At 59.0% G+C, this 15,403-nt stretch carries 15 protein-coding genes; 9 read left to right on the top strand and 6 right to left on the bottom strand.

All coding sequences use genetic code 11. The features are described 5' to 3' along the window. Positions 1-75: 75 nt before the first annotated feature. Complete coding sequence (locus AB3N21_RS09185) at positions 76-1,200, bottom strand: Hint domain-containing protein (RefSeq protein ID WP_367934946.1); 1,125 nt, start codon at positions 1,198-1,200, stop codon at positions 76-78. A gap of 43 nt (positions 1,201-1,243) precedes the next feature. On the opposite strand from AB3N21_RS09185, the gene AB3N21_RS09180 reads away from it, so the two are divergent. Next, positions 1,244-1,624, top strand: coding sequence for a hypothetical protein (locus AB3N21_RS09180; RefSeq protein ID WP_367934945.1), 381 nt, complete (start codon positions 1,244-1,246; stop codon positions 1,622-1,624). Between the two features lie 144 nt (positions 1,625-1,768). Here the strand turns inward: AB3N21_RS09180 and AB3N21_RS09175 are convergent, their stop codons facing one another. From AB3N21_RS09175 to AB3N21_RS09155, 5 genes are all read right to left on the bottom strand, one after another. After that, on the bottom strand, positions 1,769-2,761 hold the full coding sequence (locus AB3N21_RS09175; protein ID WP_367934944.1) for a nuclear transport factor 2 family protein: 993 nt from the start codon (positions 2,759-2,761) through the stop codon (positions 1,769-1,771). Between the two features lie 64 nt (positions 2,762-2,825). Then, on the bottom strand, positions 2,826-3,962 hold the full coding sequence (locus AB3N21_RS09170; RefSeq protein ID WP_367934943.1) for an ester cyclase: 1,137 nt from the start codon (positions 3,960-3,962) through the stop codon (positions 2,826-2,828). A gap of 44 nt (positions 3,963-4,006) precedes the next feature. Continuing rightward, entirely contained in the window at positions 4,007-4,891 is an 885-nt protein-coding gene (locus tag AB3N21_RS09165) for a carbohydrate ABC transporter permease (RefSeq protein WP_367934942.1), read from the bottom strand. Positions 4,892-4,893: 2 nt separating this feature from the next. Next, complete coding sequence (locus tag AB3N21_RS09160) at positions 4,894-5,925, bottom strand: carbohydrate ABC transporter permease (RefSeq protein WP_367934941.1); 1,032 nt, start codon at positions 5,923-5,925, stop codon at positions 4,894-4,896. A 78-nt stretch (positions 5,926-6,003) separates the two neighbouring features. Further along, entirely contained in the window at positions 6,004-7,236 is a 1,233-nt protein-coding gene (locus tag AB3N21_RS09155) for an ABC transporter substrate-binding protein (protein WP_367934940.1), read from the bottom strand. A 287-nt stretch (positions 7,237-7,523) separates the two neighbouring features. Here AB3N21_RS09155 and AB3N21_RS09150 point away from each other — a divergent pair, with 287 nt between their 5' ends. The 8 genes from AB3N21_RS09150 (at position 7,524) to AB3N21_RS09115 (ending at position 15,301) form a co-directional block, all read left to right on the top strand. Further along, complete coding sequence (locus AB3N21_RS09150) at positions 7,524-8,570, top strand: ABC transporter ATP-binding protein (protein ID WP_367934939.1); 1,047 nt, start codon at positions 7,524-7,526, stop codon at positions 8,568-8,570. Between the two features lie 105 nt (positions 8,571-8,675). Next, on the top strand, positions 8,676-9,212 hold the full coding sequence (locus AB3N21_RS09145) for an ester cyclase (RefSeq protein ID WP_367934938.1): 537 nt from the start codon (positions 8,676-8,678) through the stop codon (positions 9,210-9,212). Further along, the gene (locus tag AB3N21_RS09140; protein ID WP_367934937.1) at positions 9,212-10,159 is read left to right on the top strand and encodes an ester cyclase; all 948 of its coding nucleotides are present in this window, start codon (positions 9,212-9,214) and stop codon (positions 10,157-10,159) included. Before AB3N21_RS09145 ends, AB3N21_RS09140 begins: the two co-directional genes overlap by 1 nt. 9 nt (positions 10,160-10,168) lie before the next feature. Further along, positions 10,169-11,497, top strand: coding sequence for a histidinol dehydrogenase (gene hisD / locus AB3N21_RS09135; protein WP_367934936.1), 1,329 nt, complete (start codon positions 10,169-10,171; stop codon positions 11,495-11,497). A 6-nt stretch (positions 11,498-11,503) separates the two neighbouring features. After that, entirely contained in the window at positions 11,504-12,556 is a 1,053-nt protein-coding gene (locus AB3N21_RS09130; RefSeq protein WP_367934935.1) for an ester cyclase, read from the top strand. Beyond that, on the top strand, positions 12,556-13,320 hold the full coding sequence (locus AB3N21_RS09125) for an SDR family NAD(P)-dependent oxidoreductase (protein ID WP_367934934.1): 765 nt from the start codon (positions 12,556-12,558) through the stop codon (positions 13,318-13,320). The genes AB3N21_RS09130 and AB3N21_RS09125 overlap by 1 nt, the downstream gene beginning before the upstream one ends. After that, positions 13,317-14,333, top strand: coding sequence for a LacI family DNA-binding transcriptional regulator (locus AB3N21_RS09120; protein WP_367935073.1), 1,017 nt, complete (start codon positions 13,317-13,319; stop codon positions 14,331-14,333). The genes AB3N21_RS09125 and AB3N21_RS09120 overlap by 4 nt, the downstream gene beginning before the upstream one ends. Next, positions 14,330-15,301, top strand: coding sequence for an ester cyclase (locus AB3N21_RS09115; protein WP_367934933.1), 972 nt, complete (start codon positions 14,330-14,332; stop codon positions 15,299-15,301). Before AB3N21_RS09120 ends, AB3N21_RS09115 begins: the two co-directional genes overlap by 4 nt. Positions 15,302-15,403 lie beyond the last annotated feature (102 nt).

Below are 15,403 nucleotides of genomic sequence, written 5' to 3'. Positions count from 1 at the left end.
CTTCACTCTCTGTCCGCACTTCAGTTAGCTCTCAAAAACAGACAGGCTCCGTCGCTGAGGCCGCATCATCAAAGCCTATTCAGCCGGATAGGTCTCCAGCAATGGCTTGTCGTTCTTTGCATGCCGGGTAACGAGTTGCTTCTGCCGTCGGCCTTGCGGAACGGGGATCGCTGGCGCCGGAGCAAAAGCCTCATCCTCCAGTTCAGGTAGCAGCGTCAGAATCTCCTGCCGCGCCTCCGGCGATACCGCCTTCAGAGCCTCGGCACCGGTATAAAGGCTTTCCGCCGGAGCATCCTCTGCAAAGATCACCTCATGCCGGTCGAACAGCAGATGGAAATATTCGACCTCGTCGACTTCCTCATCGACATAAATACCCGGAAGCGCAGACAATTTGATGGCCGCGACCAATACATCCCGGGTGCCGAACATGTGCGCCGCGATCTTCGATGACACCAGTAAGCGGTGTTGGCGGGATACCAAAAGGTCCCGCCTCGGCAGACCTCCACCCAGAGCGCCTGCGGTGATCCGGACGGGGAGCAGCCTTTCCATCTCGCCACTGGCCTGGCTCAAATCAACGCATTTGGACCCGATCCAGCGGATTGGCTGCATTCCCCGATCCAGAGTGCAGACCAGATCGCCAGGTTGAAGGTCTTCGACCCGCCGGTTGCCCTGCGCGGTCCGGATCAGCGTTCCTTTGGCAAAGCACACAAAATCAGTTGCCGCTCGGTCAGCGGACAATCCGGAGATGTCAAAATCCCGGATCACAGAATTGATTGTCAAGCTTTGAATGGGTGCCGCGGTCAGTGCTGCCTGATCGGCATTATTCGTTGATTCAGGGGCCAGGTAGAGATTGCCATCCGTATCCTGCATCAAAACGGCAGAAATCACCGCCGGCGGGGTGCCGTCGGTATAGGTGATGGTCGCATTGTAGAGCACAGCCGAGTCAAAGGTCTGCGCGGGCCCGCCATTCAGACTGAACGTGTCGTTGGAAAGATTGTTATCAGTGTCGTAAACGCCTGCGTTACCGCCGGAAAAGTTGACAGGGGTCAGCGTGCGCTGATTTCCAAAGGCTAGCGGATCTGCGGCAGACCCGAATGTCAAACCCACCAGGCTTGCCGCATTTTCCATGTCATCGTTGCCCTCGGTCGGATCGATATCCGCAAACGTGCCGAGGAACATAACTTCAAAGGTCGTAGGCATCCTTATGCCTTTCTTGACTTTGGTTAGAAGAAAACCGTCAGATTTGAATGTTTCGAGTTGGTTGCAAGCTAACTCCAACACAGAAGCGCCGTCAACAGATGCACTGGTCTTTATGGAAAGCCTTGAATTAACACGTACAGGCGACATGCGAGGCGTAAAACGGAGACTGCCATTTGGGTGGAAGGAAAGGGAAATTCCGGCCAATCGCATGAAGGCGCTCGATGGTCTATCACTTTACGGGCACATCCGAAGCACTCAGGCTTCCAAGCTCAACAGATTTATGGTGGATTTGATCCCCCAACATGCCGGGGGCCAACAGCTCGAACGCGCGGAACGGCGCGAAGGCTGCAACCGTCAGCTCGTGTTCGAACTGATTGCCTTAGACCTCAAAAGCAACCGTTCATTGCTATCGCGCGGCGCATAAACCGTCTTCCGGTCGATCAGCCCCAACTATCACGCGCAAAACGGAACACCTCACCCGCCCACATCAGGCGCCCAATGTGCGGCCGCCTGTACCAGAAGCTTTGTTCCAAATTGGCCCGCAGGGGTCTAGCGAAGCATCATCGTATCAGCCGCGCATATGCGGAATGCGCGACAACAGGTCGACACCTTGCTGGTTCCAGAAATGCAGCAGGTCGATGAATATCCAGTTCTCGGTCAGCTTGTCGCCGGAACGGCGATACATGTCGATCACCCGCATGTCGCCCGGCTGGTCGGTCGCAGGCATGCCCATGAAGCCACCCGACGGTCTGAGGGTCAGGTTCGGCCAACCGAAAAAGCCCCCGAACTCGCCCTCGGCGATACGGGCGATATGGCCGTTGAAGATCCGGTCAGCCAGCCCTTCGCGGAACGGCCCGGAATGCTGTTTGATATAGCGCTCGATGGTATACGTCGCGCCAATCCCGGTCGGACCCCACCAGATCATGTCGTCATTCCAGCTGCGTGGCAGTTCCACTTCCAGGCCCAGCTCTTCACGCCCTTTCCAGTCGCGGATGTCATCGATCATGAACTCGATGGCGGCAAGCGTCCTGCGCCCTTCTTCGGGGTCCTGGGGATCGAACATGACACCTGTGTGGGTCATTGGTCCGGGTTGCACCAACTCCGCTCCGGTCTGCGACGCGAACAGCTTCAGCCCGGCCTGAGCCATCAGGTGAGGGATATCGAAGAACATCGCCGTGTCGGTGATCTTGTCCCCTTCGACACGATGAAATTCCGCATAGCGCAGCATCGCGATTTTGTTTGTATGTGCGATGTTCAGCCAGGGTGCATCGAACAGGCCCATCAAGTGGCCCATCGAGGCCACCCAGACGCCGCCGGCCTCAAGATGGTTTTCACCTGCCATGAACAGATCCAACCGGCGCTGCATCCGGCGCAGGGCGTTTTGCAATGGCATCCAGAACCGCTCGGCGACGTCCACCGGGTCGTGGATCTCGTGGAATGGGTGGTAGCCGCGCCAGATGGCATCCGGCGAGAAATACGTCCTGGCCGCGGCCACCGGATCGTTGTCCAGCGCCACAAAGTAGTCTCGCACCAGTTTCTTTGCAGATTGTAAGTCCGACATATCTGTATTCTTTTCTTGATTTGCAAAAGGTTTCGCCGGGTACGCCCGGCCGGATGCAATGGGATCAGACGGCGTTCCGACGCGCCTTAGCAATCTGCATCATCAGGTCCAACTCGTTGAATAGCTGCCACTCCTGCTCGACCCGGCCATCCCTGACGCGCCACTGGGTAATGCCCCAGATCTGGCAGGCCGCCCCGGTCGCCGCGCGATACATATCCGTGTCTCCCTTATGGGTTCCTTCCGCACTCCACCGGGTCGAGATCAGCCACCCGTCTTGCTCGTTCCCCATCCAGTACACTTCATCCACCTGAAGCGAGAGATCGGGAAAGGCACTGCGCAGGCTGGTGACATAGTCCTTGTAGGCAGAGCTGCCGGTAAATTTGCGCTCCGTTGTCCCCTCAAAGGGCAAATCAGCGGCGTAGCTGGCATCCACCATGCTCATATCGCCATTCCAGATGTTGTCGTGCATAGCCCGCGCGAACGCATCGGGGTCAAACCCATCAACCGGTTCGGCCGATGACAATGGCCGCGCCGGAGCTGCCGACCGGCGCAAATCTTCCCATGTCTGCTGGCTGCGCGGCCAACCCGGAGGCGGATCGGCCGCCAGCCGGTCAGCCTCGTCCCACAGATCGATCCCGAGCTGCTGCAGCATCGCCGACGTGTTGTAGAGCACGTGTTCGAGGAAGATGTCGTTCTCAAGGGCCACACAATTGGCGATGACCATGACGCTGACCTTTTTGCCGGTTGCTGCGCCATAGCGGCTTTCGCCCGTGTTCGTGCCGATAATCCGCGTCAGGTGCGACGTGTGAAATCCAACCTCATCATCCCCCGCCCAGATCACCTCTTCTGCATCCAGAATGATGTCGGGAAAGGCCCCGGTCGTATGATGCGTGTCGGCGATGATCTTCTTGCTGCCCGTCTGCAGGCCATAGTCGTCATAGATCAGCGATGTCGGCGCATAGCAGGCTGCGATGTAGTTAACCTCGCGCGCGTCGGTTTCCCAGATGCGATGCGTGATCCGAACGATATAGTCGATGATGTTCCTGTAGTCGCTCTCGAAACCACGGAGGCTTTGGTCAGGGCCGAAATCATCCGGAATACGAACAGTGCGGTTCTTCGTGTATTCGCGCAATGAGATGTCGAAATGTGCCGGCATATGCCGGCGCTCAAGAGGCCGCGCCGGCCCATAGTTCCGTGACATATTCCCTCCTGCTCAGATCGACGTGTTGTGAAGCCGTTTTGCCACTATCCTTTGACCGCACCGGCCGTCAGACCGCTGACGATTTGCCGCTGGAAGAACAAAATCAGGAAGAATAGCGGGACCAAAGCACTCACAGCTGCGGCTACGGCAAACATGACGTCCCCGGTTTCGCGTACAGTACCAAGGAAGCTGGCGATTTTTGGTACCATCGTTTGGTTTTCCGAACTCAGAAGAACCGCACCAATGGCGAAGTCATTGTAGGCCAACAAGAAGCTGAACAGACCCGTTGTAATAACGCCCGGCCACATTACGGGAATGATCACATACCGAAACGCCTGAAACCGCGTGCAGCCGTCAACCATGGCACTCTCATCCATATCCTTGGGGATGTTCAGAAAGAAGGAATGCAGCATCCAAAGCGTAAACGGCTGGTTGATCGCAACAAGGACGATGATCGTCGTCGACAGCCTACCCCAGATATTCCATTCGAAGAACGGCAACAGATAGCCCGAAACCAGCGTAATATGCGGCATGGCTCGGAACACCAGTGCAATCATCAACAGCCAGAATGCATACCGGTAGCCTGACCTCGCTAGAGCGTAACCACCAAGGGTCCCAAGCGTTAGCGAGATCACGACCGTAAAGAACACGACAACCGCGGTGTTTATCGAGTTCCGCCAGAACTCCTGTTCGGCCCAAGCGCCGTAGTAACCCGCACCCGTAAAGGCGCCGCCGGTCTCAGCTTTGGTCATCACGCCATAAATCGCGTTGGTCCAATCCGTTTTCGAAAAGAAATCGGGTTGAACCTTGAACGACCCCCAGACCGTCCACAGGAAAGGGCCGGCGGCGATGAGTATCCACAGGACAACGAAGCTTGAGGTGAACCAGATAAGGCCCTTGGAGCGCCTGTCTGCTACAGATGTTGACATGATCAGGCCCTTTTCCGGTTGAAGTCGCGCCAAGTGCGGATCAGCACGGGTGTCAGAAGTATGGCTACACCGATGATCGTCATGATCGACGTCGCACCGGCTGAACCAAACGACGGGATGTCGCCGCCACGCAGGTCATTATAGATGATGTACGATAGTGACGTCGCCTTGGCGGAAGCCTGGAATGCAACGATTGGCTCAAGTACCCGGAAGTTATCCATTAGCTGCATCAGAGTTATGAACACGACCAGCGGCATCATATAGGGCACCACCACATAACGAATGGCTTGCCAGCGCGAAGCACCGTCGATTTTGGCAGCTTCAAGCGTCTCTTTCGGAACAGTTTGAAGCCCGGCGTAAAACACGATGAAACTGAATGGGGCTGAACTCCAGATGCCATAGACGATCAGCATGATCCATGTCAGTGGGGTCGAGGCCTTGAGCGACAGGTTTGGGTCGTTGAATATCTTTTGTAGTGTGGCGCCGATTATGCCGTCGGCATCCACCATCCAGAACAGGATCAGCGCCCCAACCAAGGGTGTCACAATCATCGGCAACAATGAGGCGAAGATCGTCGGGCCTTTTAGCATGCGCGGCAAAGTATTCACTGCCAACGCCACGCCAAGCCCGATCACGAGGACAAACGGCGTTACGACCGCAGTGTAGGTCAGAGTGAAAATCAACGCCTTATAGAAGGGCAAGTTCAGCAACTCGGACATGAACGCGCCCAGCGTTTCAGTTTCGTCCCAGGCAACACCGACTTGTTCGAACGCGAGATGCTTGCGGTTGGTGTAGGTTCCCAACCCGTTGTAGCGTCCAAGCGGCGCCTCCTCCTGCAGTGCCGCAGTCGCCTCGTTGTCGACCTGCAACACGGTCTCGCATTTGAAGGGGCCGCAGTTCTCGACCTCGACCATGACCTGCTCGTGTTCGACGAACAGCGACTGAATGGCCACCGATACGATGGGCAGGGCAATGAACAGGATCATCGCGGCCAGCGACGGCAGGATAAACCAAAAGAACGTGCGATGCTTCATAGCCCAATTCCTACGTCAGTCTGGGGATCTGGGTGGAATGCTCCGGGGCCGCAATCATGCAGCCCCGAAGTCGAACCTTTAAAGGTAACCTGCCTCTTTGGCCGCCGCGACATAGGCAGCTTCAATGTCTGCCAAGGTCTTTTCGGCGTTTTCGTTGCCTTGCAGGAAGTCGGGCAGCTCCTCAAAGATCGCCTGATGCAGCAACCCCATGTAGGGCAGCATCGGATAGGGATCGGCCCCGGCTGAGGCGGTTGCGGCAACACCAGCGGCGGCCGGTCCAGGCTTGTAGGACTCCATCAGCCAGACCGCGGCGTCATTGTTCGCCTCGACCATCTTGTCCGACATGCCGTGCATCATTGCGATAAAGGTCGCTTCCGCGTCTTCATCCGAGATGTTTTTGGCAATCGTAAAACCATCCCACCACAGCGAGGATGACGGGGTGGACCCTCCCGCAACAGTCGGAGCGCCGATCAGAACCGTGTTTTCGGCGACACCTTCCTGCGCGCCTTCACCGCTCAGCAGTTCACCACCGCTTGAGCCCCAAAGCTGCGCAATCGCCAGATCACCCGACTTCCAGATCGGCACCACGGTCGCGGTGTTGTAGGTCAGGAAGTCCGGATTGGAGAGCGACACCAGCTCCTTCATCATGTTCAGGGTCGCGACACCCTTTTCGTTGTTTATCGCAGGCTCAGCCGTTCCCGGTTTGAAGAACTCGCCGCCATGCCCGAGGTACATGTTCACGAATTCCTCGCCCAGATTCCAGTCGGACATGCTGAGGAACGCAAACGGGTGTTCCATTAGGCCCGCATCGCGAATAGCCTGGCCTGTTTCGACAACCTCTTCCCAGGTCGCCGGCGCCGGCTTTCCGACTTCGTCCAGAATATCCTGGCGGAGGAACAGGTGCTGCGCATTGGCCATGAAGGCGATCGCCATGATCTTGCCGTCAATGGTGATCAACTGGTTTTTGGGCAAGTGCTGTCCATGCTTGGCCACGAGATCGTCCAGCGGGCGCAGCAGCCCTTCGTTCAGCAACGGAACGATGGAGGAGTTCGCAACGATAACCGAGGTGTATTCGGCCGGGTTTGGCGTCAGCGCCTGAACGGTGATGTTGCGAAAGTCCTTATTGTGGTTGGCCGCAATCGTCACGCCGTCGCCCGCACATTCGGCGGCCGTTCCCGTGATCGCCTTCAGCGCCGGAAAGTCGTTCGCCAGCACGTTGACGTTGCCGCTGCTGATCTCGCACTCGGCATAGGCTGCGGTCGCCATAAGCGCCGCAATCGCACCGGTCGCAAAACTTTTCATTAGAGACATATTGGTTCCCTCCGGTTGGACCCTGTTCCGCAGGCAATCGCCTGCCCTTTCATGAGAATCACCATTTTTGGCTTATATTATGCATTCGCAGTCATCATTATGCTGATAATTCTGCGTGTGACAAGAATTTCCTATCTTTATGGGCTACTGCCTATAAAAATATAAGGAAACTATCTTGCTCTATGCGGGAGTAAGTCATGCTTCCCCGACACTTTCAAAGTTTTTCTTGCCAAATTTTGCATTCGCTGACACTTTTATTGGGAACGCATGCAAAGGGTGGAGTCGGGATGGCCGAGATTCAGCTGAAGAACATTTCAAAGCGTTGGGGATCCTTTGTCGGGGTCCAGAACTTTGATCTGACAATCGCCGACAAAGAGTTTCTGGTCCTGCTCGGACCGTCCGGCTGCGGCAAGACCACCACCATGCGTATGATCGCGGGCCTCGAAGACGTGACCGAAGGCGAAATCACCATCGATGGCCGGCTCGTCAATGACCTCGACCCCAAGGACCGGGACGTGGCGATGGTGTTTCAAAGCTACGCGCTCTACCCCAATCTGAACGTCTACGAGAATATCCGGTTCCCGCTGAAGGTCCGCAAAACAGACCCATCCACTCATGACGAGCGGGTCAAGCGAGCGGCAGAGATGGTCGAGCTGACCGATTTCATGCATCGCCGCCCGGCAGAGCTTTCAGGGGGTCAGCGGCAGCGGGTTGCGCTGGCCCGGGCAATCGTTCGCGAGCCCAACGTCTTTCTGATGGATGAGCCTCTGTCGAATCTCGACGCCAAACTGCGCGTATCCACACGCCACCAGATCAAGAACCTGAGCCATGAATTGCAGGTCACGACAATCTACGTGACCCATGACCAGATCGAAGCCATGACTCTTGCAGACCGCGTTGTGGTGATGAGCAAGGGCGTGGTGCAGCAGGTCGGCACCCCGACGGACATCTACGACCGGCCCGCAAACACCTTTGTCGCCAGCTTTATCGGCAGCCCCGCCATGAACCTTCTGGACGGCAATATCTCGGGCGGCACGTTTATCGGTGACAACGTCTCGATCAGCGGTCTTTCCACCAGGCATGAAGGCAAGGTGACGCTCGGCTTCCGGGCCGAAGACGCAGCACTTGACCCCAACGGGACATCCTCGGCGCCGCTCTACTCGCTTGAACTGCTGGGCGATGCCACGATCGCGACATTGAAGCTGGGCGGCACCATCGCCTCAATTCGGGCGGGCAAGGAATACCGCGCCGAGATCGGCGACAATACCGCCGTGAACATCCCGCCCGAGGCATGCCACATCTTCGACGCCGATACCGGCGAACGGCTGGAGTAGCCAGCTTTGGCGAATGGGTCGAGATGAGCACTCGGCTTGCCTGAAGCGAAAGGCACCCCGGTCGCTTATGCGAACGATGGTCTGAGAATGTACGGAGGAAACGGCATGAAAGGGTCTCGACCGGAACAAGCCGTGCTGAGCCGCGATACCGATCTCGGCAAAACCGATGAAACCCGCAAAGTGATCGAAACCATGGTGGATGGCCTGAACGACCACCGCATCGACGACATCGGCGATTTTTTTGCCGACGGCTTTCGATGGATGGGAAATTTCGGTTGCGGCACGAAAAACGGGCTGAAAGAGTTTCAGGACAACTGGCAGCGTCCCTTTCAGGCGGCATTCTCGGACAAGGTCTGCATCGACGAAGCACGTCTCTACATGGGCGAGTGGGCGGCGGCCTTTGGACGGCAGGAGGCAACGCATTCGGGCACGTTCATGGGCATCGCGCCGACCGGCAAACGTGTCGATATCCGTTACATGGATTTCTGGAAAGTCGTGGACGGCAAGATTGTCGACAACTGGGTGATGGTGGATTTCCCGCACGTTTTGGCGCAGATCGGGCACGATATCTTCAAAGGCCAGGGTTGGGAAGCCTTCGATCGCGGTGAAGCCGCGCCGCCCAAACCCGAAGCGGTTGCGTGATGGGTGCCGTTCTCGACCTTGTGCAGGATATGGAGCAGGCGCTTGGCCGGTCCGAGACCGACCTGACGCCCTGGTTTCACACGGATTTCGTCTGGGATGGCAACGCCGGATGCGGCCGAAAGACCGGGCTGGAACAGTTCCGGGACGGCTGGCAGGCACCATTCAGATCGGCATTTGGGGCCCGGCGGTACGAAACCTCGCTCTGGCTGGAAGATGCCGATTGGGCAGCCTGTATCGGCACCTGCCATGCAACCCATTCAGGCAGTTTCATGGGCATACCCGCGACGGGGCGGCCCGTGCGCATCCCTTACGTCGATTTCTGGAAAATTCGCGACGGGCGCATCGCTTACAACAAGGTCGACGTCGATCTGGCCAGCGTTGCGGCCCAGCTGGGTTGGGATGTGTTCGAGGCCCGAGGCTGGGACCGGCTTGACCCGCCGGTCACACGATTGTGGCGCGGACAATCCGGTCAGGGAGCGGCCGTGAAACCGCTTGATGTCGTGCAGGCGATGGAAGGCGCACTTCAGCGGTCTGACGTCGATGTGTCCGACTATTTCCACGAAGATTTTGTGTGGGATGCCAACTATGGGTGCGGGCTCAAACACGGCCTGCAAGAGTTCGAACAGGGCTGGTACCTCCCGTTTCGCGAGTTCTTCGGTAACCGGGATTTTCTGACCGAACACTATATGCAGGACGGCGACTGGGCGGCCTGCTTCGGGGCGTGCCACGCGACTTTGGACGCAGACTTCATGGGCATCGCCGCCACCGGTCAGCCAATCCGCATCCCGTATATCGATTTCTGGCGCATCGAAGGCTCGAAGATCGCCGAAAACATCGTGCGCGTCGATTTTGCAAGCGTTGTGAAACAGTTGGGCGGCGACGTCTTTCTTGGCCGAGGCTGGGAAACCGCCCAGCCCACCGATCACGGCGCGCATCCCGCAAGTTAGGAGACACTCATGTCCATCCAATATCTGAAAACCGGTAAACCCGCCGAGGCACGTGCGGAAGACGATGCAAAGGTGCGCAAGGTCGTCGAGACAACCCTGTCGGACATCGAAAAGCGCGGCGATACGGCCGTTCGCGAACTCAGCGAGAAGTTCGATGGCTACAGCCCGGCCTCCTTCCGTCTCAGCGCGTCCGAGATCGAGGCGGCCATGCAAAAGGTCTCGGCCCGTGATATGGAGGACATCCGGTTCGCCCAGACGCAAATCCGCCGCTTCGCCGAGGCACAGCGTGCCTCGATGACCGATGTTGAGGTGGAAACCATGCCCGGCGTGATCTTGGGCCACAAGAACATCCCGGTGCAGTCGGTTGGCTGCTACGTTCCCGGCGGCAAGTTCCCGATGGTTGCATCCGCGCACATGTCGGTGCTGACCGCGCAGGTGGCGGGTGTACCACGGATCATCGCGGCGGCCCCGCCGGTGGATGGCGCCCCGCATCCCGCGATCGTTGCGGCGATGCATCTGGGCGGCGCGCATGAGGTCTACGTTCTGGGCGGCATTCAAGCGGTCGGCTCGATGGCCATCGGGACCGAGACCATCGACCCGGTCCACATGATCGTCGGCCCCGGCAATGCCTTCGTGGCCGAAGCCAAGCGGCAGCTGTTCGGCCGCGTAGGCATCGACCTCTTTGCTGGCCCGACCGAGACCATGGTGATCGCAGATGACACTGTCGATGCCGAAATGTGCGCCACCGATCTGCTGGGGCAGGCCGAGCACGGGTATAACTCGCCCGCGTGCCTGATCACGAATTCCCGCAGCCTCGCCGAAGACACCCTGTCCGAGATTGACCGGCTGCTGAAAATCCTGCCCACATTCGAAACCGCATCCGCTTCGTGGAAGGATTATGGCGACGTGATCCTGTGCGACAGTCACGACGAAATTCTCACCGTGGCCAACGACATGGCGTATGAGCACGTGCAGATCATGACGGATCGGGATGACTGGTATCTGGAGAACATGCACTCTTATGGCGCGCTGTTCCTCGGACCCCGCACCAATGTCGCGAACGGCGACAAGGTCATCGGCACCAACCATACGTTGCCGACGAAAAAGGCCGGTCGCTATACCGGTGGCCTTTGGGTTGGCAAGTTCCTGAAAACACACAGTTATCAGAAAGTTACTACGGACGAGGCCGCCGCCCTGATCGGCGAATACGGATCACGCCTGTGCATGCTCGAAGGTTTTGTGGGACATGCCGAACAATGCAACATCCGCGTGCGCCGCTATGGTGGCCGCAATGTCCCTTATGGTGAGCCTGTTCCACCCGTTCAAGCGGCCGAGTAGCGCCGCATGACCTCAATTCACGACGCCAACCGCGATCTGCTGACCCCGCTGCGCGCCGCGCTGTACGACTGGGACACGGCGGCGGTTCGGCAGGCGCTCGACGCGCTTTTCATCCCCGATGCGGTATTCCATTGCTGTCACCCTTTCGGGGATCAGACGGGTTCCGAGGCGTTTTTTCAAAACGTGCTGGCACCGCTGCGCGAAGCCTGGCCCGATGCCGAGCGTCGCGACTGGCTGGTCATGGCGGGCAAAGACGAGCATGGCGGCGACTGGGTCGGGTGCGGCGGGCACTATGTGGGCACTTTTGCCGGATCGTTCCTGGATATCCCTCCGTCAGGCCACCTCGCGCATATGCGGTTTCACGAGTATTACCGGTTTCTGGATGGCAAGATTGACGAGATGCAGATGATCTGGGATCTGCCCGAGGTCATGATGCAGGTTGGTGCCTGGCCCATGGCACCGTCTCTTGGGGCCGAGGTCTTTATTCCGGGCCCGGCCTCGGGCGATGGGCTCTCACGTCCTGCACGCGACGATACGCAAAGCGACGCCAGCCGTGATCTGGTTGTCGACATGCTGAACCACATGAAACGGCACCCGTCCGAGGGTGGGCCCGAGGTCATGGAGATGGAGCGGTTCTGGCATGAAAGCATGAACTGGTACGGACCCGCCGGGATCGGCACCTGCCGGGGCATTCGCGGGTTCCGGAACTGGCACCAGATCCCGTTCTTGTCCGGTATGCCCGACCGGGGGCAGTATCTGGATGAAATCACCTATCATTTCTTCGGCGATGGCCCCTACGTGGCCGTCACCGGCTGGCCCGACATGGTTCAAACGGTGACGCATGACGGATGGATGGGCATCGCGCCGACGGGTGCAAAAATCACCATGCGCAGCCTGGATTTCTGGCGGATTGCGGATGGCCGCATCCGGGAAAACTGGGTCATGGTCGACCTGCTGGACGCCTACAGGCAATTGGGGGTGGACGTCTTCCGGCGATTGCGCGAGTTCAATAAGGCGCGGGTTCCGGGTCGCGTGCCTTTTCCAGTCGGAGATATCTGATGAACCTGCCCCCCGCCCCGTCCTTCCGCCTCGATGGCAAACGCGCCCTGGTCGCCGGCGCGTCCTCGGGGATCGGCCTTGCCTGCGCAACTGCTCTGGCCAGTCACGGGGCCGAAGTGACGCTGGCAGCGCGCTCGACCGGCAAGCTGGCGGAAATCGCAGGCGCGTTCACCGACAAAGGCTGGTCCGCCAAAAGTCTGGCGCTGGATGTTGCAGATGTCGCCGCGACCGAGGCTGCGGTGGATGCACACGGTCCGTTCGACATCCTGATCAACTCCGCTGGCCTCGCCCGGCATTCCCCGGCGCTCGAAACCTCCGAGGCCGATTTCGACGCGGTGAACGACCTGAACTTCAAGGGTGCCTATTTCCTGACCCGCGCTGTGGCGCGTGGACTGATCGCAGCGGGCAAACCGGGCAGCCTGATCAACATTACCAGCCAGATGGGTCAGGTGGGCGGCATCGACCGCGCCGTTTACTGCGGCACCAAGCACGCGGTCGAAGGCTTTACCAAGGCGATGGCGATCGAGTGGGGGCCGCATAGTATCCGGGTCAACACGATTGCCCCGACATTCATACGCACACCTCTGGCCGAGCAAACCTTGGCCATCCCCGAACGCCGCGCTTGGATCGAGGACAAGATCAAACTCGGCCGCGTGGGAGAGCTGAGCGATATTACCGGCGCGGCGGTGTACCTTGCGTCCGACAGCGCAAGCCTTGTCACCGGGACATCTCTGCTGATTGACGGCGGGTGGACGGCGGACTGATGGCGGACAAGGTCACATCCTTCGACGTGGCCCGCCGTGCGGGCGTCAGCCAGTCGGCGGTCAGCCGCGTCTTTACGCCCGGCGCATCGGCTTCGGCGGCGACCCGCAACAAGGTGATGAAGGCCGCCAAAGAGTTGGGGTATCGTCCAAACACCCTTGCGCGCGCCATGATCACCGGCAAAAGCCGGGTGATCGGCGTGGTCGTGGCCTATCTGGAAAACCAATTCTACCCGATGGCTCTGGAATATCTGGACGGCGCGCTGAAGGAACGCGGGTATCACATCCTGCTGTTTATGGCGAAGAACGACGACAGCGTGGGGCAAATCGTCGAAGAGTTGCTGTCATATCAGGTCGAGGGGATCATCACCGCCTCGGTCGCCATGTCCAACGATATCGCGGAACGCTGCAACGATGCGGGTATCCCGGTGGTGATGTTCAACCGGGGTCAGGAAACGGGTAGCCTGGCGCAGGTGACGTCTGACAACATTCAGGGCGGCCGCACCGTCGCGCATTTTCTCGCCGGTGGCGGGCACTGCAAGATCGCACATATATCCGGCTGGCTGGAATCCTCGACCGGTGTGGACCGCATGCGCGGTTTTGTCGAAGGGTTGAAAGACCACGGGCTTGAGCCCGCTGCAATCGAGGACGGCCAATACAATCAGGATATCGCCGCGACCATCGCGCGCAGGCTTTGCAGCACCTCGGATCGGCCAGACGCGATCTTTGTGGGTAACGACCACATGGCCTTTGCCGTCATGGATACGCTGCGGTTCGAACTGGGCCTGTCTGTCCCCGATGACGTCAGTATCGTCGGTTATGACGACGTCCCCATGTCGGCCTGGCCAGCCTATGACCTGACGACCATTCGGCAACCGATCAACAAGATGGTCACCGCCACGGTCGACGTTCTCTTGTCCCGCATCGAAAAAGGCGCGGCGTCCGAGCGCATACAGATACCCGGACCGCTGAAAATTCGCGGTTCGGCCCGAAAACCAAAAGGCTTCTCCCCATGACCTACGCAGAGAAATGGAAAGACTTTCCCGACTACATCCTCGGGATCACCAAGGAGATCTGGGAGGATCGCGGGACCGAGACGCTCAATCGCTACTACGCGCCCGACATTCCTGTGCGCACGCCCATGGGCATCAGCCGCGGCAATCAGGATGTCATCGCGTCGACCATGGCCACCTGCCACGAATTTCCGGACCGCCAGCTTTATGGTGAGGATGTGATCTGGTCCCATTCCGAGGACCACGGTCACCTGTCCTCACACCGTTTGCTGACCACGGCAACCCATCTGCAGGATGGCCAGTTCGGCAAAGCCAGCGGCAGGAAATGGACCGTCCGCGTGATCGCCGATTGCGCCGCCAAGGGCGAGACGATCTATGACGAATGGCTGGTCCGCGACTATGGCGGCCTTGTGCGCCAACTGGGGTTGGAGCCCGAGGACTACACCCGCGACCTGATTGCGGCCGAAGGCGGGCCGGATCAGGCGGGGCGCCCTTTCACGCCCGATATCGATGTGGATGGCGGGTATCACGGGTCCGGGAATGACAATGAATGGGGTGTGCGCTATGCCGACACGCTAACCCGGATCATGAACAAGGATTTCAACCATATCCTTGCAGATTATGACCGGGCGGTGATCGGAGAATATACCGGTGCGCAACAGGCCATCGGGCGCGAGGCAGTCAGCCGGTTCTGGATCGGTCTGCGGTCATCCTTTCCGAATGCCAAGTTCAGAATACACCACCAGATCGGAATGGACGGGGACATGATGCCTCCGCGCGCCGCAATCCGGTGGTCACTGGACGGGCCCCATACCGGCTGGGGCGCCTTCGGGCGTCCGACCGGCGCGCAGGTGCATGTCATGGGCATGTCTCACGCCGAATTCGGCCCGTGGGGACTGCGCCGCGAATTCAGCCTCTATGACGAGGTCGCCATCTGGAAACAGATCCTTCTGCAAACCGGGGACGTCTGAGTGACCCGCCGGATCTCATATCTGGATGCCAGTAAGGCTGCGCGGCGGTTTCACGCGCATCGCGCCTCGCTGCGCGCAAGGCGGCTGAACAACCGCCCTCCC

It is taken from the genome of Ruegeria sp., assembly GCF_040830605.1.
In the GTDB taxonomy this organism is placed as follows: Bacteria; Pseudomonadota; Alphaproteobacteria; order Rhodobacterales; family Rhodobacteraceae; genus Ruegeria.
The sequence above is the reverse complement of the archived record's forward strand: the minus strand, read 5'-3'. Positions and strand labels throughout refer to the sequence as shown.